At 71.9% G+C, this 22,598-nt stretch carries 16 protein-coding genes and 2 pseudogenes; 8 read left to right on the top strand and 10 right to left on the bottom strand.

The window, feature by feature from the left end; translation table 11 throughout:
• Positions 1-100: 100 nt before the first annotated feature.
• A complete protein-coding gene (locus tag ACFOX0_RS23255) occupies positions 101-874 on the bottom strand; it encodes an ABC transporter permease (RefSeq protein ID WP_377549588.1) in 774 nt (257 codons plus the stop codon).
• Positions 858-1,808 (bottom strand): ABC transporter ATP-binding protein, encoded by a 951-nt coding sequence (locus ACFOX0_RS23250; RefSeq protein ID WP_377549586.1) that lies wholly within the window; start codon positions 1,806-1,808, stop codon positions 858-860. The genes ACFOX0_RS23255 and ACFOX0_RS23250 overlap by 17 nt, the downstream gene beginning before the upstream one ends.
• 237 nt (positions 1,809-2,045) lie before the next feature.
• On the opposite strand from ACFOX0_RS23250, the gene ACFOX0_RS23245 reads away from it, so the two are divergent.
• Both ACFOX0_RS23245 and ACFOX0_RS23240 read left to right on the top strand, forming a co-directional pair.
• On the top strand, positions 2,046-2,819 hold the full coding sequence (locus ACFOX0_RS23245; RefSeq protein WP_377549584.1) for an ABC transporter ATP-binding protein: 774 nt from the start codon (positions 2,046-2,048) through the stop codon (positions 2,817-2,819).
• Positions 2,806-5,346: an FtsX-like permease family protein gene (locus ACFOX0_RS23240; RefSeq protein WP_377549582.1), complete on the top strand. Its 2,541-nt coding sequence runs from the start codon at positions 2,806-2,808 to the stop codon at positions 5,344-5,346. The genes ACFOX0_RS23245 and ACFOX0_RS23240 overlap by 14 nt, the downstream gene beginning before the upstream one ends.
• 78 nt (positions 5,347-5,424) lie before the next feature.
• On the opposite strand, the gene ACFOX0_RS23235 is transcribed toward ACFOX0_RS23240, so the two are convergent.
• The 3 genes from ACFOX0_RS23235 to ACFOX0_RS23225 form a co-directional block, all read right to left on the bottom strand.
• The gene (locus ACFOX0_RS23235; protein WP_377549580.1) at positions 5,425-6,582 is read right to left on the bottom strand and encodes an acyl-CoA dehydrogenase family protein; all 1,158 of its coding nucleotides are present in this window, start codon (positions 6,580-6,582) and stop codon (positions 5,425-5,427) included.
• A gap of 73 nt (positions 6,583-6,655) precedes the next feature.
• A complete protein-coding gene (locus ACFOX0_RS23230) occupies positions 6,656-7,006 on the bottom strand; it encodes a hypothetical protein (protein WP_377549578.1) in 351 nt (116 codons plus the stop codon).
• A 74-nt stretch (positions 7,007-7,080) separates the two neighbouring features.
• On the bottom strand, positions 7,081-7,347 hold the full coding sequence (locus ACFOX0_RS23225; protein WP_377549576.1) for a hypothetical protein: 267 nt from the start codon (positions 7,345-7,347) through the stop codon (positions 7,081-7,083).
• A gap of 247 nt (positions 7,348-7,594) precedes the next feature.
• Between ACFOX0_RS23225 and ACFOX0_RS23220 the strand changes: the two genes are divergently transcribed.
• A complete protein-coding gene (locus tag ACFOX0_RS23220; protein WP_377549574.1) occupies positions 7,595-9,022 on the top strand; it encodes a UDP-glucose dehydrogenase family protein in 1,428 nt (475 codons plus the stop codon).
• A gap of 263 nt (positions 9,023-9,285) precedes the next feature.
• The gene (locus tag ACFOX0_RS23215; RefSeq protein ID WP_377549572.1) at positions 9,286-14,601 is read left to right on the top strand and encodes an SCO7613 C-terminal domain-containing membrane protein; all 5,316 of its coding nucleotides are present in this window, start codon (positions 9,286-9,288) and stop codon (positions 14,599-14,601) included.
• A 32-nt stretch (positions 14,602-14,633) separates the two neighbouring features.
• Here the strand turns inward: ACFOX0_RS23215 and purE are convergent, their stop codons facing one another.
• The 3 genes from purE to ACFOX0_RS23200 form a co-directional block, all read right to left on the bottom strand.
• Positions 14,634-15,125 (bottom strand): 5-(carboxyamino)imidazole ribonucleotide mutase, encoded by a 492-nt coding sequence (gene purE / locus ACFOX0_RS23210; protein ID WP_377549569.1) that lies wholly within the window; start codon positions 15,123-15,125, stop codon positions 14,634-14,636.
• On the bottom strand, positions 15,122-16,279 hold the full coding sequence (locus tag ACFOX0_RS23205) for a 5-(carboxyamino)imidazole ribonucleotide synthase (RefSeq protein WP_377549567.1): 1,158 nt from the start codon (positions 16,277-16,279) through the stop codon (positions 15,122-15,124). Before ACFOX0_RS23205 ends, purE begins: the two co-directional genes overlap by 4 nt.
• A 72-nt stretch (positions 16,280-16,351) precedes the next feature.
• Positions 16,352-16,834: a hypothetical protein gene (locus ACFOX0_RS23200; protein WP_377549565.1), complete on the bottom strand. Its 483-nt coding sequence runs from the start codon at positions 16,832-16,834 to the stop codon at positions 16,352-16,354.
• Positions 16,835-16,931: 97 nt separating this feature from the next.
• On the opposite strand from ACFOX0_RS23200, the gene ACFOX0_RS23195 reads away from it, so the two are divergent.
• A complete protein-coding gene (locus ACFOX0_RS23195; protein WP_377549563.1) occupies positions 16,932-17,483 on the top strand; it encodes a PadR family transcriptional regulator in 552 nt (183 codons plus the stop codon).
• Between the two features lie 117 nt (positions 17,484-17,600).
• Here ACFOX0_RS23195 and ACFOX0_RS23190 read toward each other — a convergent pair.
• Both ACFOX0_RS23190 and ACFOX0_RS23185 read right to left on the bottom strand, forming a co-directional pair.
• Positions 17,601-18,323: pseudogene (locus ACFOX0_RS23190) on the bottom strand (hypothetical protein); the annotation flags it as partial.
• A gap of 116 nt (positions 18,324-18,439) precedes the next feature.
• Positions 18,440-19,709: pseudogene (locus ACFOX0_RS23185) on the bottom strand (thioredoxin domain-containing protein); the annotation flags it as partial.
• Between the two features lie 152 nt (positions 19,710-19,861).
• On the opposite strand from ACFOX0_RS23185, the gene ACFOX0_RS23180 reads away from it, so the two are divergent.
• The 3 genes from ACFOX0_RS23180 to ACFOX0_RS23170 all read left to right on the top strand — a co-directional run bounded on the left by ACFOX0_RS23180 (position 19,862) and on the right by ACFOX0_RS23170 (position 22,574).
• Entirely contained in the window at positions 19,862-20,296 is a 435-nt protein-coding gene (locus ACFOX0_RS23180; RefSeq protein ID WP_377549561.1) for a restriction system modified-DNA reader domain-containing protein, read from the top strand.
• A gap of 194 nt (positions 20,297-20,490) precedes the next feature.
• Positions 20,491-21,198, top strand: a complete 708-nt coding sequence (locus ACFOX0_RS23175) for a hypothetical protein (protein WP_377549559.1) — start codon at positions 20,491-20,493, stop codon at positions 21,196-21,198.
• A gap of 107 nt (positions 21,199-21,305) precedes the next feature.
• Complete coding sequence (locus ACFOX0_RS23170) at positions 21,306-22,574, top strand: ATP-binding protein (protein ID WP_377549557.1); 1,269 nt, start codon at positions 21,306-21,308, stop codon at positions 22,572-22,574.
• Positions 22,575-22,598 lie beyond the last annotated feature (24 nt).

Raw genomic sequence — 22,598 nt, 5'->3', positions numbered from 1 at the left:
CGCCCGCCAGCCGATCCCGATAACGGATCGGAAATGGCCCCGGCCCGGGTCGGGGTACCCGGGCCGGGGCGGCTCTGGGTGGCCGCACCTTAACGCAGCGTCACGTGGTTCCGACCTTCTGGTCCCCGGCGCGGAACCGCAGCAAAGCGACGATCGCGAACAGGACCGCGAATCCGAGCAGGACCAAAATATTCACGGCGACGTCGCGAAGTTGCGCACTCTGCAAAGTGATCTTCTCGAGGGCCTGCAGCGCCCAATACGGCGGGACCAGCTTGGCGATCGGCTGAATCCAGCCCGGCAATGTGCTGGCCGGGGCGAGCGCGCCGCCGATGCCTGCCATCACCATGCCCGCCACACTACCCACGGTGAGCGCCTGGTCCATCGTGGCGAATACCGCGACGAGCATCGCGCCGAAGCAGACCAGCACCGTTGTGAGCACGACCAGCACCACTCCCAGGGCGACCAGCGACCCGGTCGGCTGGTAGCCAAAGATGAAGTGACCGAGTGTGAACAGCAACGCCATCTGGATCAGGTAGCAGAGATACAGCGGGGCGAGCTTGCCCACCATCAAGTCGAGCGAACTGGCCGAGCTGGCACGCAACCGATCCCACGTCCCCCAGGCGTGTTCCCGGAAGAACAACGTGCCGATCATGGTGATGCCGAAGAATGCGAAGAGCACCGCCATGCCGGGGATGACGTGCTCACTCCCGGTCGCATTGGGCCAGCCGCGCTGGATGAGCGTCGCCTTGGCATTGGGAATCAGGAACGCGCCCAGCAGCAACGGCATGACGATCGTGGTGACCATCGGCGCCGGGTCGGTCAGCACCAGCTTCATTCCCGCCCGCGCGATCACGAGACTACGCCGGGACAACATCCTTCAGCTCCTCTCCGTGCGCCTCGATGGTGTCGCCGGTGATGGCGACGAAGGCGTTCTCCAGGCTCGCTCGCCGCAACTCCACGCCGGTCAGGTCGGCTGCGGCCGGACCGAGGCTGGTCAGCGCGCCGACCAGCGACGGGCCAAGGTCGGTGGCCGCCGCGTGGGAGACCAACGTGTTGCCGTCGACCGTCCAGTCGCCGTCGGCGAGATGCGGCGCCGAGCGGTCGAACTTGAGCACCACCTTGGAGCTGGAGTGTCGGGCGACCAGCTCGTCGATCGTGCCGCTCGCCACGATCCGGCCCCGTTGCAGCACCGCGATGTCCGCGTCCAGCTGCTCCAGCTCGGTCATGTAGTGCGTGGTGTAGACCACCGCGCTGCCCTGTTGTGCCAGCTCACGGACCACGGCGAGGATGCCGGCCCGGGACTGGACATCGGCGCCGACCGTCGGCTCGTCGAGGAACAGCACGTCAGGGCGGTGCAGTATGGCCATTCCGGTGTGCAAGCGCCGCTTCTGCCCACCGGACAGTGTCACCGCCTGCTTCTTCAGCTTCTCGGTGAGCCCGAGCAGCTCGGCCACCTGCTCCACACGCTGGCGCACTGCCGGGCCCTTCATTCCGGCGAGGCGGGCGAACAGTCCCAGGTTGTCGGCCACCGTGAGCGTGGGATAGATGCCCAGCTCCTGCGGTGCGATGCCCATGTGGGACTGCGCCTCGCGGGGATTACTCACGGCGTCGACGCCGGCGATCCGCACTCTGCCGGCATCAGCGGTCCGTAGACCTGCGGCAATGGAAACAAGTGTTGTTTTTCCCGCGCCGTTGGCTCCGAGCAGGCCCAGAATCTGACCCGGCTGGACGACGAGATCGACGCCGATAAGGACCTCATGGTCCCCGTACTTTTTGCTTACACCTTCGATCTCCAGCACCGTGGTCACCCCTCGGCATCCGAACTTTGCGCGTCGACTCCGCCGCGCTGCGCGTGCTACTCTACGCCGTAGAAATTTTGGAAGTCAAGCGACTCTGAGTTGCCACATCCGCGACAAGGCATCCGGAAGATCGAACTCTCTTGCCAGTCCGATCAGATTCGCATGCTGTGAGCAGGACCCGAGAGCGACCGAAGAATTCTTCGGGAGGCCTCCCGGCCAGACCGGGAATTGGAGAAAGGAACCCTGTTGGGGCCACAAGCCGACACCGACGCCGCGCTGTCCCTGAAGTCCGTGCGCCGCCTGTACGGACGCGGCCTGGGCGCTGTCACCGCACTGGACGATGTGACGATCTCTTTCGAGAGAGGCTCCTTCACCACCGTGATGGGCCCGTCGGGATCCGGCAAGAGCACGCTGCTGCACTGCGCGGCCGGCCTGGACCGGCCCGATGCCGGTCAGATTCTGCTGGACGGTCAAGCCATCCACGCCCTCGACGAACGCAAGCTGGCAGCGGTGCGCCGACGGCGGGTCGGCTTCATCTTTCAGGCCTACAACCTGCTGCCCGCACTGACCGCCCGACAGAACGTGACCCTGCCGGTCGAGCTCAACGGTGAGCGGCCCGACCGGCGTCTCGTCGACGAGGTCATCGCCGCGGTGGGCATGACCGAGCGTGCCGAACACCGGCCAGCGCAGCTCTCCGGCGGTCAGCAGCAGCGCATCGCCATCGCTCGCGCCATGGTCACCCGGCCCGCCGTCATCTTCGCCGACGAGCCGACCGGCGCACTCGACAGCCAGTCGGCCATGGACGTCCTACAGCTGCTAAGGGAGGCGGTCGATCGGCACGGCCAGACCATCATCATGGTCACCCACGATCCGAGCGCGGCGGCGTACGCGGACCGGGCCGTCTTCCTGCGCGACGGCAAGCTGGCCGGGTCGCTGACGAGCCCCTCCGCGGACCGGATCACCGGGTGGACCCAACAGATCGACGCGGTACTCGGAGGTGGTTCCGGTGTGGCGAATTAGCCAGCGCATGCTGCGGCACCACCGTCTCGCGTTCATCGGCAGCTTCGTCGCGATCCTCTTCGGTGTCATCCTGGTCCAGGCGTGCGCCGGGCTCGCCGAGACCGGCATCCGCGCGGCGGCGAGCCCTCAGCGCTACGCAGCCGCGCCGGTCGTGGTCGTTGGTGACCGCGGCATCCGGATCGCCGCGCCCGGCGGCAACGAGTACGACACCGTCAGCCTCGGTCAGCCGGTCCAGGTTCCCCCGGACGTGGCCGGGCGGCTGTCCAGGGTCGCCGGTGTCGCGCGCGCCGTCGAGGTCGTCACCGGCCCGATCGCGGTGATCCGGGGCAGCGAGGTCGTGCTGCCCTCGGCCGTGGCACTGGACTGGCGCACGGCCGAGCTGGCGCCGTACCACATCGCCGCCGGGACCGAACCGAGGCCGGGCGGCGTGGTGATCGACAAGAGGACCGCTGACGAACTGGGCGCCCGGCCGGGTTCGCCCATCACGTTGCAGTCACGCGGTGTCACCCGCGGCTTCACCGTTGCCGGGCTCGCCGGCGGGACCGACGGTGCCGAGGCACCGGTGTTCTTCACCGGCGACGACCTGACCTCCTTCGTCGGGCCGGCACCGGTGACCGCTGTCGGCGTGCTGCTCACCGAGGGCGCCGCCCCGGAGCGGGTCGCCGACGACATACGCACCGCGCTGAAGGGCACCGCCGTCGAGGTGCTCACCGGTGACGACCGCGGCGGCGCGGAGTCGACCCAGGTCGTCGCCGACGCGTCGGACCTCGTGGCGCTCGGCTCCGTCATCGGCGCGATGGCGGCGATGATCGTTATGTTCCTGGTCACCGCCATGACCGGGGTGTCGCTGCAAAACCGCCGCCGCGAGCTCGCCGTGCTCCGAGCGGTCGGTGCAGCGCCCCAGCAGGTCCGGAGCCTGCTGCTCAGCGAAACCCTCACCGTGGCCACGGCCGCCGGGATCCTCGGCTGCCTGATCGGTTCGTTGCTCGGCCGCTGGCTGCTGCGGGCGCTGACCGGGCTCGGCTTCGCGCCGGCACAGATCGAGTACCGGCAAAGCTGGATCACTGTCCTGATCTCCCTGGGCATCGGCACCGTCACGGCCACCGTCGCGGCTCTCGTCGGCACCCGCCGCATCGTCCGGTCGGCACCCCTGCACGACCTCGCCGACACGGCCGTGCCGCGCCGTTGGCTCAGCTGGCCGCGGTTGCTCGTCGCGCTGCTCTTTGCGGCCGGTGGGGTAGCCCTGATGATCGTCACGATGTCGGTGATGGAGGGCGAGTTCATCGCGGCGACCGCCGGTCCGACCTTCCTGCTCTGGGCGGTAACCGTAGCGCTGCTCGGCCCGCCACTAGCTCAGGGTGTGCTGCGGTTGGTCGGACCGGCGGCCCGGGCGATGGCCGGCTTCGCGGGCCGGATGGCCGTTCGCAACGCGAAGGCCTCCCCCGTCCGGTTCGCCGCCGTGGTCACCCCGATCATGCTTGCCAGCAGTTTCATCCTGAGCAACTACTACCTGCAGACCACGGTGGACGACTCGACAATACGCTCACATGCCCGCAGCACCGTGGCTGATTTCGTGCTGACCTCGGCGACCGCGGCTACCACGTCCGGGCTGGCGGACCGGGTCCGGGCGGTCACCGGTGTCCGCGGGGCCGCCGAGGCGGTCAACACCGTCGGTTTCGTACGAGAGCCGCGCGACTCGTCACAGCAGGACGACGGCTACATCGTCACCGGGATTGAAGGCGCACACGCCGCTGCCGTCATGACCCCGCCGTCGGCCGGTTCACTGACCGCCCTGCGGGGCTCCACTGTCGCTCTGACCGAGCGGCACGCCGATCGGCTCGGGCTGCACCTCGGCGGCACCCTCCGTCTGACCATGGACGACGGCGCCGATCTCACCCTCCAGGTGGTGGCGCTGTTCCAGGCGGCACCCGGCGCCGACAGCATCCTGCTGCCCGTGGACGTGGCGGCGGCGCACACCCCGTCGCGACGGCCGGACACCATCCTGGTCAGGGCCGCACCGGACGCCGACAAGGACGCCCTGGCGCGGAACCTACGTGACGTGACCGCAGCCGAACCCGGCGTGGTGGTGGCCGATCGGTCCGCCCTGACCGCACAGCTCGAGGAGCAGCTGCGCCGCGGCAGCGCGGTCAACTACCTACTGCTTGGCCTGATCGCCGCATACACGGTCATCGCGGTGGTCAACACGCTGGCCACCGAGACCCTGCGTCGCCGCCGGGAGTTCGCCCTGCAGCGTCTGGTCGGCGCGGACAGGCGCAACGTGCTGCTCATGGTCGGGGTGGAGGCCGTACTGGCCACCACGGTCGGCCTGGTACTCGGAACCCTGGTGTCGCTGACCACCCTCATTCCGTTGAGCCGCGCGCTGACCGGAAGCCTGCTGCCCACCGGTCCGGTCCTCACCACCGCCGCCGTCGTGGCCGGCGCTTTCGCGCTCAGCGTCGCGACGGCGCTGACCGCGGGCCGGGCCGCGGTCGCCGGACGGCCGGTCGACGACCTGGCCACCGAGTAGCGGTCCCCCGTGCGCGGAACGCCCGGCGCGCCGGCGAGACGCAGTGATCCGTCTCGCCGGCCCGCTCCGACTTTCCTTTCAACCCTTCAAGAGCTGGCGCGCCATGACGATCCGCTGCACCTGGTTCGTACCTTCGTAAATCTGGGTGATCTTGGCGTCCCGCATCATCCGCTCCAGCGGGTAGTCCCGGGTGTAGCCGTAGCCGCCGAGCAGTTGCACCGCGTCGGTGGTGATCTCCATGGCGGCGTCCGAGGCGAAGCACTTCGCCGCCGCGCCGAAGTACGTCAGGTCCGCGTCGCCGCGCTCGGACTTGCCGGCCGCCGCGTAGGTGAGCTGCCGGGCCGCCTCCAGCTTCATCCCCATGTCGGCGAGCATGAACTGGATGCCCTGGAAGTCGGCGATCGGCTTGCCGAACTGCTTGCGCTCGGTGACGTACCCCTTGGCGTAGTCCAGCGCGCCCTGGGCGATGCCGATCGCCTGCGCGGCGATGGTGACCCGGGTGTGGTCCAGGGTGCGCATCGCGGTGCCGAAGCCGGTGCCCGGCTCGCCGACCAGCCGGTCGGCCGGGATCCGGACGTTGTCGAAGTAGACCTCGCGGGTCGGCGAGCCCTTGATGCCGAGCTTCTTCTCCGGCGCGCCGAAGCTGACCCCCGGGTCGGACTTCTCCACGACGAAGGCGGAGATGCCCCGGGACCGGGCGGTCGGGTCGGTCACCGCGAACACCGTGTAGTACTCCGACACGCCGGCGTTGGTGATCCACCGCTTGACGCCGTTGAGCACGTAGTGATCTCCGTCACGCACCGCCCGGGTGGTCATCGAGGCGGCGTCGCTGCCGGCCTCCGGCTCGGAGAGGCAGTACGAGAACATCGCCTCGCCGGACGCGACCGGGGTCAGGTACCGCCGCTTGAGTTCGGCCGAGCCGGCCAGCAGCAGCGGCATGGTGCCGAGCTTGTTCACCGCCGGGATCAGCGACGACGAGGCGCAGGCCCGGGCCACCTCCTCGATCACGATCGCGGTGGCCAGCGCGTCGGCCCCGGCGCCGCCGTACTCCTCCGGAATGTGCGGGGCGTGGAAGTCGGCCGCGCGCAGCGCGTCGTACGACGTCTTGGGGAACTCGGCGGTCTCGTCCGCCTCGGCGGCGTTCGGGGCGACCTTCGCGTCGCACACCTCCCGGACCGCCGCACGGATCGCCTCGTGCTCCTCCGGCAGGCGGTAGACGTCGAACGATGACTCCACGGCGGTGCCTCCCCTTCAGCGTGTGGCCACAGTTGTACCGCGCCGCCGGCGCGCTGTGACTACCGGTCGGTAGTCAAGTGTCCATCACCACCGTCCGTCGGCCCACCCCGACATGCGCCACCCGGCCCGATGCCGCCCGCCGCCGGCCGCGCCGGGGCCGACCGGCACCGGCCCGGGCGCGGTCGGACGCCCCGGCCGCCGGGGTCGTGTCGCCGTACCCCATGTAGAACATGTCGTAGTTGAAGTAGCACTCGGTGCTCGAATCGTCGCGGCAGGCGCCGTTGTAGCCGAATCCGGCGGCGTTGGCGGTGCCGATCCGGTTGATCCAGTCGACCACCTCACCCGCGATTTCGTGGTGGATCGGGTCGGCATTCGGCGGGAAGAAATACTGCCGGCCGCCCATTTCGTGCGCGTCGACGTACACCTGCGGCGGACAGCGGCGCAGCAGTTCCAGTTTCGCGTCGGTCTCCGGCCGGGACCGGACGAACCAGTCCCGGTTCAGGTCGAAGCCTGCCGCCGGCCGGCGTCCCGACCGTCCGGGTCCTGGGTCGGCACGATCACCGTGACCACTACCCGGTCGGAGGCGGCGTCCACCGCCCGCAGGTAGCCGCCGATCTCCTCGTTGGTGACGGTCCGTTGCTGGCCGGCCCCGAGCGGGAACCCGAGAAACGATTCCGGGCTGGGCACCGCGGCGGACCGGGTGCCGGCGACCGGATCGCGGGCCGGGAGACGGAGGTGACGGCGGGGTGGCAGTCTGCGTGACACGTCACGCATACTGGCGACGCGGCGCAGAGTGACGTAAAAATGACCAGCCGCGCCCGCGGCCGCCCGGCCGGCCATGCGGATGCAGACCGACTCCACCGGGCCGCGTAGGCTCATCCCCGGTCAGCCACGACAGGCGGCCGAAACGGTGAACATCTACAAATGACCCAAATCGGCACCAAAGCCACCGGTGCCGTCCTCCCCACCGCGACGCGAGGAAGCGCCGCCAGTGCGAGCGGAGAACACAGGCGTGACCATCCCGTACCCGAGCTCCCAACCCCTGCCGGCCATCGCCGCCGTCGCCCCGCCGTCCGGGGCGGCCCGCCCGCGGCTTACCTTCCTCGGCACGGGATACCTGGGCGCGACGTACGCCATCTGCTTCGCCGAACTCGGTTACGAGGTGATCGGATTCGACGTCGACGCGGAGAAGATCGCCAAGCTGTCGGCCGGCGAGGTGCCGTTCCACGAGGCCGGCCTGGACGAACTGCTGCGGCGCAACCTCGCCGCCGGCCGGTTGCGGTTCAGCACCGACATCGCCGAGACGGCCGCCTTCGGGGACGTGCACTTCATCTGCGTCGGCACCCCGCAGCGCGCGGACGGCATGGGCGCCGACCTGTCGTACGTCGAGGCCTCCGTCACCGGGTTGGCCCAGCACCTGACCCGCAAGGCGCTGATCGTCGGCAAGTCCACCGTCCCGGTCGGCACCGCCGAGTGGATCGAGCAGTTGGTCGGCAAGCACGCCCCCGCCGACCTCGGCGTGGAGGTCGCCTGGAGCCCCGAGTTCCTCCAGGAGGGCTTCGCGGTCGAGGATGTGCTGCGACCCAACCGGATCGTGGTCGGCGTCAAGAGCGAGTGGGCCAACGGCATGCTCTACGCGGCGCACAAGGGCGTGTTCGACCTGGCCGCGACCGAGGACCGCGAGGTCCCGGTGGTGGTCACCGACTTCGCCACCGCCGAGCTGGTCAAGGTGGCCGCCAACGCGTTCCTGGCCACCAAGATCTCGTTCATCAACGCGATGGCCGAGGTGTGCGAGGTGGCCGGCGGTGACGTCACCCAGCTGGCCCGGGCCATCGGCTACGACCCGCGGATCGGCAACCGCTTCCTGCAGGCCGGCGTCGGGTTCGGCGGCGGCTGCCTGCCCAAAGACATCCGCGCCTTCCAGGCCCGGGCCCAGGAACTCGGCGCCGGCGAGGCGCTGCGCTTCCTGCACGAGGTCGACCTGATCAACCTGCGCCGGCGCAGCCGGGTGCTGCAGTTGGCCGCCGAGCTGCTGGGCCGCCGCTACGGGCCGGCCGGTCCGGACCTGTCCGGCACCCGGGTGGCCGTCCTCGGCGCGACCTTCAAGCCCAACTCCGACGACGTACGCGACGCGCCGTCGCTGGCCGTCGCGGCGCTGCTGGCCAAGGCCGGCGCGGACGTGCGGGTCTACGATCCGGAGGGCATGGAGAACGCCCGGCGGGCACAGCCGGACCTCAGCTACGAGCCGACCATGACCGACGCGGTCCGGGGCGCCGACCTGGTCTGCGTACTCACCGAGTGGGCCGACTTCCGCAACGCCGACCCGGTCGCCCTGGGCGAGCTGGTCGCCGGCCGCCGCGTGGTGGACGGCCGCAACTGCCTCGACTCCGCACTGTGGACCCAGGCCGGCTGGGACTACCGGGGCATGGGCCGCCCCTGACCCCCAACGTCCAAAGGAAACGCCGGCCGCTGCGCGGCCGGCGTTTCCTTTTACCTCCCAGCCCTGCCATGGGGGTGTTGATCATGAAGTTGTTGACGACAAATCAGACACAATTCGACAATAACATCATGATCGACCCGAGGGGGTCGGGGTGGGAGGTCCTTTTCGGATCTTTGCGGTTTGGGGCTGTTCAACCGTTGCCTGGCTTGGGCATGCTTCGTTAGTAGTCCATGCGGCGGGCCGCCGTGCGAAGGAGGGGCACCATGACCCGGTTCCGGTGTGCTTCGTGCGGCCGCGACATCGAGGCGGCGCCCCGCTGTCCGCACTGCGGCGCCGAGCAGGGCCAGTCGGTCGACGAGGTGCAGCGGATCGAGCGGTCCATCGCCGAGATGAAGGCGCGCGACGCGGAGATCGCCAGCGAGCGGGCGAAGATCGCGGCGCAGATGCAGGCGGCCCTGTTCCAGCGGGACATCCTCGCCCACGCGAACGAGGAGAAGACCAAGCAGGCGACCCGGTCGCGCCGCTTCCGGCGTACCCCCGGGCGGCGGCCACCGAAGGCCGGCGCCGCCCCGCCGCCCCGGACCACGACGGGCGCGGCGCCGCCCCGGGTGCCCCGCCAGGGCGCGGGCGGCCGGGACCGGACGGCTCCGCCACCCACCGCGCCGCCGCCGGACGGGCCGGACCTGCCCACCGACGCGGCGTTCCCGGCCACCGACCCGGACCTGGGAACCCGGACCCACCCGTCCTCCGACACCGACGCGACACGGGGCAGGGGCGGCACCGGCGGCGCGACGGACGCCGGCGGAAGGGACACGGCGGGCGGCGCGCGCGGCTGGAGCGGCGTTCGCGCCCGCCGGGGCGCCCGGGGGCCGGCCGGCGCGGGCGCGTCGACCGGCGCCGGCTTCCGCACCGGTCCGGGCTTCCGGGACGGTACGAACCTCCGGGGCGCCGCCGACTTCCCGGGCAATGCCGACTTCCCGGCCGGTGCCGACTTCCCGGACGGTGCCGGGCACGAGCCGGAGGCCTCGCCCCGCGAGGTGCAGAACGTGCTGCTCGGCCTGGGCGCGCTGCTGCTCGGCGTCGCCGCGGTGGTGTTCGCGGTGGTGGCCATCACGTCGTTGGGCGCGGGCAGCCGGCTGACCATCCTGATCGCCGCCACCGCGCTGATGCTGGCCGGCGCCCCGATGGTGGCCCGACGCGGGCTCACCTCCACGGCGGAGACCGTCGCCGCGATCGGCCTGCTGCTGGTGCCGCTCGACGGGTACGCGGTGTGGACCCTCGACGCGGTTTCCACCAGCGGGCTGTCCGGCGCCGTCTTCGCCAGCCTGACCCTGCTGGTCACCGCGCTGATCGCGGGCGGCTACGCGGGCGCCACCGGGCTCGCCGTGCCGCGCTACGCCACGGTCCTGGCCGTGCAGCCGGTCGTCCCACTGCTGGCCTACGAGTGGATCACCGGGGCGGCCGGCTGGGCGTTGGCGCTGACCGCCGTGGCGGCCGTCGACCTGGTCCTGGCCCGACTGTTCGACCAGGACGGTCGGCTGGTACTGACCCCGTGGCTGGCCCGCCAGCCGGGCCCACCCGTCCCGGACGATCCCGCCCCGGTCGATCCGGGCCGGCCGGAGTCGGCCGGCGAGGAGGCCGACGCGATTCTGACCGCACCGGGCGCCGGCCCGCGCCGGCGTCCGGGCACCGCCCCGGCCGACGGCCTCGCCGGACCGGACCTCGCGGCACCGACCACCACCGGCGCCTCGACGTACTGGCTGCGCGAGCTGACCTGGGGACTGCACGCCCTGGCCGCCGTGCTGGCGGTGGTGTGCGCGGTGGCCGCCCTGGTCGACGCGGGCGCCGTGCCGACCGCGGTACGGGCGGCCAGCGCGCTGCTGCTGGCCGCCGCCGTCGCGTTGGCCGGTGCGCTGAGCCTGGACCGCCCGACGGTACGGGACCTCGCGGCCGGACTGATGACGCTGGCCGTGATCGGCGCGTTCGGTCGGGTCGCCGCGGTGGCCCTGCCCGGCCGGGCGCTGCTGCTCATCGCCGCGGTCGTCGCGGTCGTCGGGCTGGGCGTACGGGCCGTGCCGGAACACGCCCGGCGCGGGCCGCAGTTCGCCTCGGCGGTGGCGCTGGCGGTGATCGGCGTGGTGGTCGCCGGGGACGCCATCCGGGCCGCGCTCGCGCCGATCCGGGCGGCCCTGCCGCTCTGGGCCGCCGACCTGTCCACCTACCCGGACCGGCTGGCCGCCTCGGTCGGCGCGACGACGTGGCAACTGGCCGCCGCCGCGTTCCTGCTCACCGTCGCCGCCGCGCTGGCCCTGCCGCCGGACCTACGGCGCGAGTGCGCCGTGGCCGGTGCCGGGCTGACCGCGCTGGCCGCGCCCGCCTCGTTCGGGCTGCCCTGGTCGGCCGCGCCCTGGCCGCCGGTGCTCGCCGCGATCGGCATCGGACTGCTCGGGCTGTCGGCGGACAGTGAACGCGCCGCCCGTACCCATGCGGCGGTCGCCGGCGTGGTCGGCCTGGCCGGGGCCGCGATGGCGGTGTCCCGACCGAGCCTGACCGCGGCGGTGCTGTCCGTGCTGGCCATCGCCGGGATCCTGATCGCGCTCGCGCCGACGGTGCCGACCAGCGTGCTGGGCCGCACCGCCCCGACGGTGGCCGACTGGGCCGCCGGTGGTGCCGCCTTCGCCACGCCCGGCGCGGTGGCCGCCTTCGTGGCGGCGGCCGTGCCGCTCGGCCCGGAGCCGTCCACCGCCGCGGTGGAACGGGCCAGCCTGACCGTGCTGGCCGCCAGCTTCCTGGCGGTCTGCGCCACCCTCGGGTACGCGGCGGTCACCCAGGTGGCGCACCGGCATCTCAGCATGCCGCTGACCCTGGGCACCGGCCTCGGCGCGCTGGCGGTCACCGCCGCCGCGTTCGGCGCGCCCGGCGCCACCCTGGTCGACGCGCTCGTCGGCGCGCTGTTGCTGGTGGCCGCCGTGCTGCTGTTCCTGGCACCGTCGATCGACGCCGGCCGGCGGGCCGACCGGATCCTGGACGGCCCGGACCTCGCGGCCGCCGCGGCCACCGTGGCGCTGGTCGCCGCGCTGGCCCGGATCGCGGCGATCCTGGTGCCCGGCGCCGAACTGGCCGCCGCCGCCGGGCTGCTGCTCGTGGTGGCCGCCGGAGTACGGGCCATGCCGGCGGACTGGCGTCGCGGTCCGGTGCTCGGCATCGTGCTCGGCGGCGCGCTGGTCGCCGCCATCGCCGGCTGGACCACGCTGCGCGGCGGGATCCGGGTGCTGGCCACCCCGGGCCCCCTCTGGGCCGGCGACCTGAACGCCTGGCCGGCCGGTACGCCCGGCGGGCACGGCTGGCAGGCGCCGCTGGCCCTGCTGCTGCTCGCCGGGGCGGCCGCGATGGCCCTGCCCCGGCCGTGGGGCTACGACGTGGCCGGGGCCTGCGTCGGGCTGGCCACCATCGGCACCCCGGCGGCCCTCGGCCTGCCCTGGTGGTCGCCGATCCTGGTCGGCGGCGTGGTCGCCACGGTGTGCGCGGTGACGGCGGTGGCGACGACCGACCCACGGGCCGGCCTGACCCGGATCGCCGTGGCCGGGGCGGTCGCCCTGCACGCCGTCGGGGCGGGCCTGGTCCGCCCGTGGACCACCGCGCTCGCCCTCGGGCTGGTGACCCTGCTCGGGGTGGTCGTCGCGGCGCTCGCCCGGGTGGTCGGGGCGCCACCGGACGAGTTGCCGGTCGACCGGCCGGACGTCGACCCGATGCCGCTGCACCTGGCCCAGATCGGTGGGCTGGCCTGCGGGGCCGCCCTGCTGGCCTGGCCCGGCGCGCTGGCCGCCCTGGCCGCCGAGTTGGGTTGGCCGGCCGAGATCGTCCTCGCCGCCGCCCTGGCCGGGTCGAGCCTGGGCGTCGCCGTGCTCGCCGCGGCCCGCCGGCAGGTGCCGCACTACCTGCCGTACGCCACGATCGGGATCGCCGGTGGGGCGACCGCGGCTGCCGTCGCCGCCGTGCCGACCGACCTGCCGGCCGGTGTGTTCGCCGCCGCCGCGGCCCTGCTCGGGGTGCTGGCCGAGTTGCTGCGGGCGGCCACCCCGCCGCCGGGCCGCACGCCCGCGCCGACCGGCCGCTGGTCGGGGATGCTCGGTGGCGCGCTGCGCCGGATGCCCGGACCGGTCCCGGGCCGCTGGTCGGTCTCCCCCGCCGTCGGCGCGCTGCTGGTGGCCGTCGTGCCGACCCTGATCGCCCTGGTCACCCTGGCGCCCGCGCTGGTCGCCGCGCTGGTCGCGCCGTACGCCGTGCTGTCCCGGATCTGGCAGGGGCCGCCGCCGGAGCTGATCAGCCCGCCACCGGAGGCGGTGGACGGCACCAACGTGCTGGCCGCGCTGCTGCTGACCATCGCGGCGGCGTTGGCCGCGACCGGGTTCAGCGGCGGCCGCCCGGCCCGGGCCGTGCCGGTGGTGCTGCCCGGCGCGGCGGTCACCCTACTGATCACGCCGATCTCGCTCGGCCTGGGCTGGCCGAACTCGACAATGGCCGCGCTCACCGTGTTCACCATCTCGATGCTGGGCCTGGCGCTGACCCCGCCACCACCGGCGTCGGAGCGGGCCCGGTCGCTGCGGGTGGCCCGGATCCTGGTCTTCGGCATCGGTCAGGCCGCCGGCGGGGCGGGCCTGGCCGGCAGCCTGGCCACCCGGCCGATGACCCTGTTCACGGTGGGCAGCGCGGTGGGGGTGGGCGCCGTCGCGGCGTTCGCCGGCCGGACCCAGACCGCCCGGATCCTGGGCTGGCTGTTCGCGTCGGTGATGGCCCAACTCTTCGTGCTCACCGTCAGCCTGGTCACCGGCCTGTCCCCGGTCTGGTCGGCGTTCGGGGTGCTGGCCGTCGGCGCCGTGCTGCTGGTGGTCTCGGCCACGCTGCCCCGGTTGCGCCGGCCCGAGGCGACCCGCGAGGCGGCCACCGTGGAGTGGACCGGGTACGGGTCGGCGCTCATCGCGCTGGCGTTGGCGTACCAGTCGCCCCGGCACATCGCGGCGCTGCTGGCCGCCTGGGGTGCGGTGGTCGGGGTGGCGGCGACCCGACCGAACCGGTCGGCGGCCGAACGGCGGGTGCTGTTCTGGTCGGCGGTGGCCTGCGAGATCAGCGCCTGGTGGCTGTTGATGTGGGTGTCGGACGTCGCGCTGCCGGAGGCGTACACCCTGCCGTTCGCGGCGCTGGCCATGCTGGTCGGGGTGCTGGAGCTGCGGCACCGGCCCGACCTGAGCAGCTGGCTGGCGTACGGCCCGGCGCTGGTGGCGGCGTTCCTGCCGACCCTGGTGATCGTGCTGACCTCCGACACCAACACGCTGCGACAGGTGCTGCTGCTGCTCGGCGCGGTGGCGGTGCTGATCATCGGTTCGATGACCCGGCAGCAGGCCCAGGTGGTGGTCGGCGCCGTGGTCACCGCGATCGCCGCGCTGCACGCGCTGACCATGTACGGTCCGTGGCTGGTGCTGATCCCGGTCGGCGTGGTGCTGCTGGTCCTCGGCGCCAGCAACGAGCGGCGCCGCCGTACCCAGGAGCGCCTGCGCGGCGCCCTGCGCGGCATGCGCTGATCGGCTCCCCTGCGCGGCATGCGCTGATCGGCTCAGCCGAGCGAGGCGCGCAGCGTCGCCTCCTTGTCGGCGACGAGGGCCTCCAGGGCCTTCTGGAAGTCGACCATCCGGCCGCGCAGGGCCGGGTCCGTGGCGGCCAGCATCCGGACCGCCAGCAGCCCGGCGTTGCGGGCGCCGCCGATCGACACGGTGGCCACCGGTACGCCGGCCGGCATCTGCACGATCGACAGCAGCGAGTCCATCCCGTCGAGGTGTTTCAGCGGCACCGGCACCCCGATCACCGGCAGCGGGGTGGCGGCGGCGACCATGCCCGGCAGCGCGGCGGCACCGCCCGCCCCGGCGATGATCACCTTGATTCCCCGGTCGGCCGCGCGCTGCGCGTAGTCGATCATCTTGACCGGGGTACGGTGCGCCGACACGACGCCGACCTCGTAGCCGACGGCGAACTCGTCGAGCGCCTCGGCGGCGCCCTTCATCACCGACCAGTCCGAGTCGCTGCCCATGATCAGGCCGACCTGCTTCACGCGCCCTCCCGCAACCACCGCGCGGCCCGTACGGCACGGGCCCGCGCCTTGTCCAGATCGTCGCCGAGCACGGTGACGTGCCCGATCTTGCGGCCCGGCCGCACCTGCTTGCCGTACAGGTGGACCTTGACGCCCGGGTCCTCGGCGAACATGTGGTGCAGCCGCTCGTCGATCGACATCCCGCCCGGCTCGCCGCCGAGCACGTTGGCCATCACCACGGCGGGGGCGGTGAGCCCGGTGTCACCCATCGGGTAGTCGAGCACCGCCCGCAGGTGCTGCTCGAACTGGGAGGTCCGGGCCCCCTCGATGGTCCAGTGCCCGGAGTTGTGCGGCCGCATGGCCAACTCGTTGACCACCAGGCCGGCGGGGGTCTCGAACAGCTCGACGGCGAGCAGCCCGACCACGTCCAGCGCTGTGGCGAGGTCGATGGCGAGCTGCTGGGCGGCCACCGCGCGGTCCTCCGGCAGGCCGGGCGCCGGCGCGAGCACCTCGACGCAGATCCCGTCCCGCTGCACGGTCTCCACCACCGGGTACGCCGCCACCTGGCCGAACGGGGAGCGGGCCACCTGCACGGCCAGCTCCCGGGTCAGCGGCACCCGCTCCTCGACGATCAGCTCGGTGCCCCCGGCGAGCAGCCGGTCGACCTGCTCGGTGGCGGTCGTCGGGTCGGCCAGCGGCCACACCCCGCGCCCGTCGTAGCCGCCCCGGGACGCCTTGAGCACCACCGGCCAGCCCACCTCGGCACCGAAGGCGCGTACCTCGTCGGCGGCGGTCACCGGGCGCCAGCGCGGCACCGGTGCGGCCAGGGCGGTCAGCCGTTCCCGCATCACCCGCTTGTCCTGGGCGTGCAGCAGCGCGTCCGCGGCCGGGTGGACGGGCACCCCGGCCTCGGCCAGCGCCCGGACGTGCCCGGTCGGCACGTGCTCGTGGTCGAAGGTGACCACGTCGCAGCCCTCGGCGAAGGCGCGCAGCGCGGCGAGGTCGGTGTGGTCGCCGTACCGCACGTCGGCGGCGACCAGGGCGGCGCCGTCGTCGGGTGTCAGGGCGAGGACGCGGAGCGACTGGCCGAGGGCGATCGCCGCCTGGTGGGTCATCCGGGCAAGCTGGCCCCCGCCCACCATGCCGACCACGGGCAGACCGGTTCGAGAATCCATAACGGCCGTCAGCCTAGTTGATCGGCTCTGGCACCCGCGCGGCTCGTGGGCGAGGACCGGACCCGCCGGGGATCAACGCACGGCGGGGCTGGTGACGGTGACCGCCGGGCGGGTGGCGGCGATCTCCCGAGCCGTCCGCCGGGCGATCAGCAGCGAGCCGATCACGGTCGGCGCGATCCAGGCGATCAGGTTGCCGTGCGTGGTCTGCGCGGCGAACCCGGTGACGAACGAGATCACCGTGCTGCCCATCAGGTTGAGGTGCCAGATCCGCCAGCCGCGCGGCCCGAGCGACCGCGGCCGGCGCCGGGCGAACCACAGGCCGCCGGCCAGCCAGCCGAGCGTCAGCACACCCAGGATCGCCAGCCCGAACAGCTCGGCCGGCCGGTAGGCGAACAGGCCGAAGCCGCTCAGGCTGAGCCCGAGCGCGGCCACCGCGTACGCCCGGCCCAGCACGGTGTGCCGGCCGCGTCGCTTGGGTGCCAGCAGCACCGGTACGGCCAGCAGCAACCCGAGGGCGCCGCAGGTGGCGTGGACCGCGACGAGAACGGTGTGCATGATCGGATCCCCCGTTCCGACCTCCCACATTGGGATGTCGCCCGACTCAGGTTGCAACCTGACACAATGGAATGTCAAGTCCTTCCCGAGGAGAGCCATGCCGGACCGTCCGTTGAACGCCACCGCCGCGTCCCTGCTCGGCTTCCTGCACGAGGGGCCAATGACCGGCTGGGACCTGGTCGCCGCCGCGAAACAACGGATCGGCGACTTCTGGTCGTTGACGCAGAGCCAGGTCTACCGGGAGTTGACCTCGATGGCGGCCGCCGGTCTGGTCCGGGCCGGCGAACCCGGCCGACGGGACCGGCGACCGTACGAGATCACCGACGCCGGCCGGGCCGCGTTCACCGAGTGGGTCACCCGTCCACCCGGGCCGGAGACCATCCGCATCCCGCTGCTGCTCACCGTGCTGTTCGGCCGACACCTGCCGGCCGATCTGCTGCGCGGTCACCTCGCCGAGCACCGCCGGGCACACGCCGAACGGCTCGCCTTCTACCAGCAGGTCGACGAGCAGCTCCCGGCCGAGGCGGCCGAGGAGGAACCGTACGGGGTGGCCACCCTGCGCTTCGGCCTGGCCTACGAACGCGCCGTGCTCGACTGGTTCGACGCGCTACCGTCGCACCTCAGCCCGACCCCCGACCCGCCCCCCTGACCGACCCCGCGCCTTCCGGTGTTCTGACAATGTCAGGGATATTGCTGCTTCAGCGACCCGGCGAAGCAGCAATATCCCCGATATTGCGGCTTCGCCCGCGATGCGGGGCGGTGCGGGTCAGGTGAGCTGGGTGGTGAGGTCAGGGACGGTGGTGACCGGGCGGTCGCAGACGAAGCCCCGGCAGACGTACGCGGTGGGGACGCCGTCGCGCGCGGACCGGCCGGCCAGCAGCGGCACGCCGGGGCGGTCGGCCTCGCCGGCCACCACCACCGCGCCGGGCGGCGCCAGCCGGTGCGCCGCCGCGCGCAGCGGGTCGGTCGCCGGGTCGTCGGTGACCACCGCGATCTCGTACGGCCCGGAGAGCAGCGCCTCCCCGACGGCGGCCGACCAGCCGGTGAACCGGGCGTGCCGGTCCACGATCGGTGCCACCGTGGCCAGCGCCCGTTCGGCCGCCTCCCGGTAGCGCGGCTCGCCGGTCAGCGCGGAGTAGGTGGTCAGCGCGGCGGCGATGGCCGCGAGACCGCTCGGGGTGGCGTTGTCGGTCGGGTCGGCCGGTCGGGTGACCAGCCGCTCGGCGTCGTCGGCGGTGTCGAAGAAACCGCCGTTGTCGGCGGCGAAGCGGGCCAGCGCGGTGTCGATCAGCTCGCCGGCCAGGGTGAGCCACCGGCCGTCCGCGGTGACCTGGTGCATCGCGCAGAACGCCTCGGCCACGCAGCCGTAGTCCTCCAGCACCCCGGCCGGCTCGCCCACGGTGCCGTCCCGGGACACCCGGCGCAACCGCCCGTCGACCAGATGCACGGCGGCGAGATGCTCGGCGGCGTCCCGCATCGCCCGCCGGGCCGCGTCGACCACCCGCGCCGGCGGCTGTGCCGGGCCGTCCTGGCTCGCCCGGGCCGGGGTGCTGTCGGAGATCTCCCCACCGTCCGCCGGTCCGGTCACCGCCAACGCGTCCGCCAGCTCCACGAACTCGGCGAGGGCGGTGATCGCCAGGCCGTTCCAGGCGGCCACCACCTTGTCGTCCCGCAGTGGCTGCGGGCGCCGGTCGCGGGCCGCCGACAGCCGGGCGCGGACCGACTCCCAGCGGGCCCGGATCGCCGGGTCCGCGTCGTCCACGTCCCGGGCCAGCCGCAGCACGGTGGCCGGGGTGTGCCGGCCCGGCGTCTCCAGGGTGAAGTTGCCCTGTTCGGTGACCCCGAACAGGTCGGCGGCCCACCGGCCGTCCTGCTCGCCGAGCACCTCGACCAACTGCGCCGGGGTCCACACGTAGGTGGCGCCCTCCACCCCGTCGGTGTCCGCGTCCAGGGCGGAGACGAACCCCTGCCCGGGTACGTGCATCCCGTCGGCCAGGAACCGGGCGGTGTCGGCGGCGACCCGGGCGGCCAGGCCGTCGCCGGTCAGCCGCCAGAGGTGGGTGTAGAACCGCAGCAGCAGCGCGTTGTCGTAGAGCATCTTCTCGAAGTGCGGCACGGTCCAGTGCCCGTCCACCGAGTAGCGGGCGAAGCCTCCGGCCAACTGGTCGTGGATGCCGCCGCGGGCCATCGCCTCGGCGGTGTGCCGGGCCACCTCCAGGCTGGCCGCCCGGCCGGTGCGCTGGTGGTGGCGCAGCAGGAACAGCAGGTTCATGTGCGGGGGGAACTTCGGCGCGCCGCCGAACCCGCCGTTCGTGGCGTCGTACTCGGTGTCGAGTTGCGCGGCGGCGGCGTCCAGTTTCTCGGCGGTGAGCGGCGCGGTGATTCCGCCCACGGCCTGCGCGCCGCCGATCGCCTCGACCACGGCGGCACCCTGCTGCACCACGGCGTCCCGCTGGTCGCGCCAGGCGGTGGTGACCGACTCCAGCAGCCGGAGGAAGTTCGGCCGCGGGAAGTACGTGCCGCAGAAGAACGGCGTGCCGTCCGGCGTGGCGAAGACGGTCATCGGCCAGCCGCCCTGGCCGGTCATCGCCTGGGTGGCCGTCATGTAGACCGCGTCGACGTCGGGGCGTTCCTCCCGGTCCACCTTGATCGACACGAAGTTGTCGTTCATCAGCCGGCCGACGGTCTCGTCCTCGAACGACTCGTGCGCCATCACGTGGCACCAGTGGCAGGCCGCATAGCCGACCGAGATCAGCACCGGTACGTCCCGCCGCTTCGCCTCGTCGAACGCGTCGGCGCACCACGGCCACCAGTCCACCGGGTTGCCGGCGTGCTGGAGCAGGTACGGGCTGGTGGCATCGGCCAGTCGGTTCACGACTTCCACCCTCTCACGCCAAGGATGCACGCCGCCGGTATGGCTTCCTCCCCGGTCGCTGTAGTCGGTCGGCGCGGCGGGGGAACATTCTGATCTCCAAATCGTCATGTAATCTAGTAGAGCTATGACGATCGGGAGGCTTGGGGACCGTAATGGCCAGACGCACCATCGAGGTCGATGACGAAGTTTTCACCTTCCTACAGCAGCACTGCGAGCCGCTGGTCGACACACCGAACGATGTGCTGCGCCGGCTGCTTCTCAGCGGAGACTCCGAGGAATCGCCGAAGAAGTCCGCACCAACCGTAAGGCGTTTGCCTCGACGGCCAGGAGCCCTGTTGCCGTTGATCAACGCCGGCGTCCTCACTCCCGGAGACGTTCTGAGGCACGAGCAGCCGAGACGGCGCATGGTTCACGAGGCAACCGTCACGCCGCAAGGCTGGCTCGAGCTTGCGGACGGAAGGTCGTTCTCGACTCCGTCACGAGCGCTTGCGGAGCAGACCGGCACAACGATCAACGGCTGGTTCTATGTCCACGTGCCTAGCGGCGAGCCGCTTCATAAGCTCCGACGCCAAGTTGAGCAAAGTTAGACTCGCTCTCCCAATCTTCAACCTCTACGATTTGGAGAGCTAGCCTCGGCGGTCGCTCACACGGGACAGCCATAGGCCCATCTGATCGGGACTTAGTACGTACAAAACCCCGGCGGCATGCCCTCACAGGCAGAGGCGGACCGGGGTCTTCGTGCTGAATCATAGCGTATTTTGGCCAGGAGCGGGAGACAGGGATGCAGGCGGAAGAGCTGATGGTGCTCGAACGACGCCTCTCACCTGAACGCCTTGGTCCCTACAAGGTGGCATGCGGCGGCGATCTGCGGGCAGCACTCGCGCTGTATCGGTGGAACGTCGAGGTCACCGCAGCGCTCTCGGCGACCTTGGGCCACGTCGAAGTGCTGTTGCGAAACGCCCTACACTGCGAGCTCGAAGCCTGGTCTGCCCGTACCTTCGGCGAGCCACGCTGGTACCTGAATCCCCGATCTTCGGCGCTACCGCACGGTTTCCTGTTCGCCGAGGCTCTCGATGACATCGCTAAGGCGAGGGCGCGTGCCGTACGTAACGGGCGGCCAGAAACGCCTGGACGCGTCGTCGCAGAACTGAACCTTGGGTTTTGGCGGTTCCTTCTCGCTCGTCGGTACGACCGTGGGCTGTGGCATCCCTGTCTTCACAAGGCTTTTCCTCGTCAGCGGCGGGTAGCCGTCTTCGATGCGGTCGGCTTGCTACACAAGGCACGAAACCGGATGGCCCACCACGAACCGATGTTCAATCGGTCGCTGGTCAGCCTGTACCAAACTTCGCTGCAAGTCGCCGACTGGATTTGTCCCACGAGTCGACGCTGGGTCGAGCAGGGCAGCCGGGTCACCACCGTTCTCACGGCCCGACCCGGCCGCCGTTGGCCGGTTACTCAGAATGACCGACGTGGCGTCACGGATGCCTGATGTGGTGTGGCGTCACGGAAAGGTGGCGCAGATGGCCCGTGCTGGATTGCCACTGTAACGTGTGCTATATAGGAACTAGCTGGCGTGCCAGATAGGCAGGGCAGGGCGTGCCAGATCGTCACCTACTGGAGTCATCGCTGAACGCCTACGTCTCTCGCATCGCCGACACGGAGCTCGCCGAGATCCTGGCGACTCATCCCGCCGCGCTCGTCGTCGGCCCGCGCGCCTGCGGAAAGACCACCACGACGCGGCGATTGTGCCGTTCCATCCTGCGGCTGGACGTCCCTGCTCAGGCTGCGGTCGTTCGCGCCGATCCCGACGCCGCACTCCGTGCTCTCGACGAGCCGATCCTCGTCGATGAGTGGCAGATGGTCCCCGAAGTCCTCGGCGCGGTCAAGCGGGCTGTCGATGACGATCCGCGCCCCGGCCGATTCGTTCTGACCGGTTCCTCCCAGACCGACCTGACCACCGCGGGCTGGCCCGCCACTGGTCGGATCGTCCGACTGACGATGCACCCGCTCGTCGGTCGAGAACGGCACGGTGACCCGTCCGCGCCATCACTGATCGACCGAATCCTCGCCGACGGCTCCGACAGCTTCAGCGACCCCTCGGCCGAGTGGGACGTGCACCGGTACGTGGCAGAGGCACTCACCAGCGGCTGGCCGGAAGCTCTCCGCGCCCCCACCGAGCGAGCGCGCGACCGGTGGCTGACCAGCTACGTCGATCATCTGGTCACCAGAGAGGCCGCAGCGCTCGGCATCTCCCGAGACCCGGTCCTGATGCGTAGATATCTACAAGCACTCGCCGCCAACACCGCCGGCGTGCCGAACCACAAACTGCTCTACGACGCCGCCGGCATCACCCGGCACAGCGCGGTCGGCTACGACGACCTCCTCGACACGCTCATGATCACGCAACGCGTGCCTGCCTGGGCCGGCAACCGGATGGATCGCGCCGTTCGGCTACCCAAGCGGTACCTCACCGACCCGGGCCTGCTCGGCCCGCTGCTCCGCATCGACCAGCGCCGCGTTATGCGCGATGGCGACCTCCTCGGGCGCGTCCTGGACACCCTCGCCGCCGCCCAACTACGAGCCGAATGCGCCGCCAGCATTGTCGGCGCTGATCTGTTCCACTATCGCGATGCGAACGGCCGGCACGAGGTCGACCTGCTCATCGAAGCCAGAGACGGTCAACTGATCGCTGTCGAGGTCAAAGCCACTGCCGCCCCCGCAGCCGCCGACGCTCGGCACCTGGAATGGTTCGCCGAACGCGTGGGCTCGGCCTTCGCGACCGGCATCGTCCTCCACACCGGCCCTCACGTCTTCCGGCTGGCCGAACGGATCGTCGCCGTACCAATCGCCAGCTTGTGGGCATGACAAGTGGCTAATTGAGTCCTGCTA

Origin of the sequence: Micromonospora zhanjiangensis, from assembly GCF_042650605.1 — a bacterium.
Classification (GTDB): Bacteria; Actinomycetota; Actinomycetes; order Mycobacteriales; family Micromonosporaceae; genus Micromonospora_J; species Micromonospora_J zhanjiangensis.
The sequence above is the reverse complement of the archived record's forward strand: the minus strand, read 5'-3'. Positions and strand labels throughout refer to the sequence as shown.

Bases quoted from the DNA above. Each gene is read 5' to 3' on its own strand.
- ACFOX0_RS23255 (WP_377549588.1), bottom strand. From the start codon at position 874: ATGTTGTCCCGGCGTAGTCTCGTGATCGCGCGGGCGGGAATGAAGCTG.
- ACFOX0_RS23200 (WP_377549565.1), bottom strand. From the start codon at position 16,834: ATGCACACCGTTCTCGTCGCGGTCCACGCCACCTGCGGCGCCCTCGGG.
- ACFOX0_RS23205 (WP_377549567.1), bottom strand. From the start codon at position 16,279: ATGGATTCTCGAACCGGTCTGCCCGTGGTCGGCATGGTGGGCGGGGGC.
- ACFOX0_RS23215 (WP_377549572.1), top strand. From the start codon at position 9,286: ATGACCCGGTTCCGGTGTGCTTCGTGCGGCCGCGACATCGAGGCGGCG.
- ACFOX0_RS23195 (WP_377549563.1), top strand. From the start codon at position 16,932: ATGCCGGACCGTCCGTTGAACGCCACCGCCGCGTCCCTGCTCGGCTTC.
- ACFOX0_RS23175 (WP_377549559.1), top strand. From the start codon at position 20,491: ATGCAGGCGGAAGAGCTGATGGTGCTCGAACGACGCCTCTCACCTGAA.
- ACFOX0_RS23180 (WP_377549561.1), top strand. From the start codon at position 19,862: ATGGCCAGACGCACCATCGAGGTCGATGACGAAGTTTTCACCTTCCTA.